This window comes from Streptomyces sp. WAC06614, from assembly GCF_003949795.1.
Lineage (GTDB): Bacteria > Actinomycetota > Actinomycetes > Streptomycetales > Streptomycetaceae > Streptomyces.
In genome coordinates, this window is record NZ_RPRY01000601.1 from 1 (window position 1) to 2,062 (window position 2,062).

Annotated in this window: 2 protein-coding genes; one reads left to right on the forward strand and one right to left on the reverse strand. The window is 72.0% G+C overall.

Features of this window, described 5'->3' with window-relative positions:
• Positions 1 to 130: 130 nt before the first annotated feature.
• Positions 131 to 673: an HNH endonuclease gene (locus EF918_RS35140; RefSeq protein WP_125652903.1), complete on the reverse strand. Its 543-nt coding sequence runs from the start codon at positions 671 to 673 to the stop codon at positions 131 to 133.
• Positions 674 to 994: 321 nt separating this feature from the next.
• Here EF918_RS35140 and EF918_RS35145 point away from each other — a divergent pair, with 321 nt between their 5' ends.
• Positions 995 to 2,041: a mechanosensitive ion channel family protein gene (locus EF918_RS35145; protein WP_260610990.1), complete on the forward strand. Its 1,047-nt coding sequence runs from the start codon at positions 995 to 997 to the stop codon at positions 2,039 to 2,041.
• Positions 2,042 to 2,062 lie beyond the last annotated feature (21 nt).

Below are 2,062 nucleotides of genomic sequence, written 5' to 3' on the forward strand. Positions count from 1 at the left end.
GGCCGGGCCACGGGGTAGGGCCGGCGGTGGCGGGACACCGCAGCCCTACCCCGTGGCCCGGCCCGCACTCCTGGCGTGGCAGGGAGCTGCCGCCCGGGGGCCGGCGGCCCCCGGACCTCGCGGCGCGGTGTCAGGAGGCCGCGGCCGGGGCCGCGATCCTGGCCAGCGCGTCGTCCGCACCGTAGGGCTGGAGGTACGGCATCCAGCGCGGGTCACGGTGCCCGGTGCCGATGATCCGCCAGGCCAGCCCCGACGGCGGCGCAGGCTGGTGGCGCAGCCGCCAGCCCAGCTCCAGCAGGTGCCGGTCGGCCTTGACGTGGTTGCAGCGGCGGCACGCGGCGACGACGTTGTCCCACACGTGCTGGCCACCCCGGCTGCGCGGAATGACGTGGTCGACGCTGGTGGCGACGCCGCCGCAGTACATGCAGCGGCCGCCGTCGCGGGCGAACAGCGCGCGACGGGTGAGAGGAACGGGCCCCCGGTAGGGGACCCGCACGAAGCGCTTGAGCCGCACCACGCTGGGAGCGGGGACGACCTTCGTCGCGCTGTGCAGAAAGGCGCCGGATTCCTCCAGGGAGACCGCCTTGTTCTCCAGGACGAGGACGAGCGCGCGGCGGAGCGGTACGACGCCGAGCGGCTCGTACGACGCATTGAGGACCAGGACGTGCGGCACGGATGCCTCCTTGTACGCCGGCGGCGCGTGGCTCGCGCCGGGACGATCTGCCTTCAGTCTCTCCTTCCGGCCGGCCGGAGCGCCACCACGCGCCCGTAACGGGTCGGAGGTGTTTTCCGGCACACCCCTCTTTCCTGCCCGTGTGAGTCCGGTCTCTCCCTCGAACACCGGCAACTCCTGGCAAGGGCGGCGGGGGCCCGCCCCGTTAGTGTGGTGGGTCCGCCCGTCTCTCCCCCGTCCGCGGGCGGACCGCTACATCTGGAGGTACCCGCCGTGCCCTGGCCCGCAGCCACGTTCACTCTCGCGACCGAGGTTCCGGATGTGTCCACGACGGTGAGGGACACCCACGAGAGCGTCACCAACGCCGCCAGTTTCATCGAGGAGAACTGGGCCGGATGGCTGTACGTGGGCCTGCGGATCCTGCTGATCGTCGTGATAGCGGTGGCGCTGCGTTCGATGGTGCGCAAGGCCCTGACCAAGCTGATAACGCGGATGAACCGCGGCGCGGAGGCCGTGGAGGGCACCACGCTGGGCGGCCTGCTGGTCAATGCCGAGCGGCGGCGCCAGCGTTCCGAGGCGATCGGCTCGGTGCTGCGTTCGGTGGCCTCGTTCCTGATCCTCGGTACGGCCGCGCTGATGGTGCTCGGCACCCTGGAGATCAACCTGGGCCCGCTGCTGGCGAGCGCCGGTGTGGCCGGTGTGGCGATCGGTTTCGGCGCCCGGAACCTGGTCACGGACTTCCTGTCCGGCGTCTTCATGATCCTGGAGGACCAGTACGGCGTCGGGGACAAGATCGACGCGGGGGTGGCCTCCGGCGAGGTGGTCGAGGTCGGCCTGCGGGTGACCAAGCTGCGCGGTGACAACGGCGAGATCTGGTACGTCCGCAACGGTGAGATCAAGCGGATCGGCAACCTCAGCCAGGGCTGGGCCACCGCCACCGTCGACGTCCAGGTCAAGCCGAGCGAGGACCTCAAGCGGATCCGCGAGGTGCTCCAGGAGGTGGCGGACGGCATGGCCAAGGACACGCCGTGGGACGAGCACCTGTGGGGTCCGGTGGAGGTGCTGGGCCTGTCCGAGGTGCTGCTCGCCTCGATGACCGTACGGATCTCGGCCAAGACGATGCCCGGCAAGCAGTTCGCCGTGGAGCGCGAGCTGCGCTGGCGGATCAAGGAGGCCTTCGACGAGGCCGAGATCGCCATCGTGGGCGGGATGCCGCTCGCCGAGACCGAGGAAGAGGCCCCGAAGCCGGATCCGACGGCCTCCGTCGCCCCGCCGTCGGCCCTGGCCAACCCGGCCTCGCCGCAGTCGGCGGCCACCGCGCCGATCCCGCCGCAGACGCCGCCCGCCGGGCCCCGGATCACCAAGTAGCCCCCCAGGACCCCTCCGCCC